This window comes from Treponema endosymbiont of Eucomonympha sp. (genome assembly GCF_001028545.1).
In genome coordinates, this window is record NZ_BBPW01000489.1 from 1 (window position 1) to 542 (window position 542).

Genomic DNA, 542 nt, shown 5'->3' on the forward strand with positions numbered 1-542 from the left:
AAATGTGCTGGAGTGAAAGACTGATGGTATGGACCTAAAAAGGAAGCGGTGAGCTTTGCGTAGCGTGTGGCAATTCCCCGCCAGCGCTTGAGGGCGCGGAAGACGTTTTCAATGACGTGCCGCGCCCGATACAGCTCATGACTGCAAGCTCTCTGCTCTTTCCGGCTTTTAACCGGAGGGATGACGGCTGCCATATCCGCTTCCTTAAGCATGCCGAGCAGTCCGTTCGCGTCATACGCCTTGTCCGCGAGGAACGCTTCCAAATCCTCCATAAGGAGAGGCGCTTGGCTGTAGTCCGCGACAGTACCGCTTTTCACAGCGCCGCCTGCCGGTATCCCGTACTCGTCAACTGCCAAGTGTAATTTGCTGTTCAGCCCCCTTTTTGTGCGGCTGATATCCTGACTGCCGCCTTGTGCCCCGCATGCGTCCGCGTGTGCCTTGATACGTCGAATCTATCATACGGATATCCCCGGCAGGCTCGCCTATTGCGGCGTCCGCCAGCATTTTTCCTATTCCCTTATCCCGCCGGCGGCAAAACCGCT

General features: G+C 57.0%; 2 protein-coding genes. Both read right to left on the reverse strand.

Features of this window, described 5'->3' with window-relative positions:
* A partial coding sequence (locus AWU74_RS07715) for a transposase (protein WP_238580252.1) occupies nt 1-395 on the reverse strand: 395 nt, incomplete at its 3' end.
* Nucleotides 346-542: hypothetical protein (locus tag AWU74_RS12875; RefSeq protein ID WP_238580251.1), on the reverse strand; the 197-nt coding region annotated here is incomplete at its 5' end. The genes AWU74_RS12875 and AWU74_RS07715, both read right to left, overlap by 50 nt.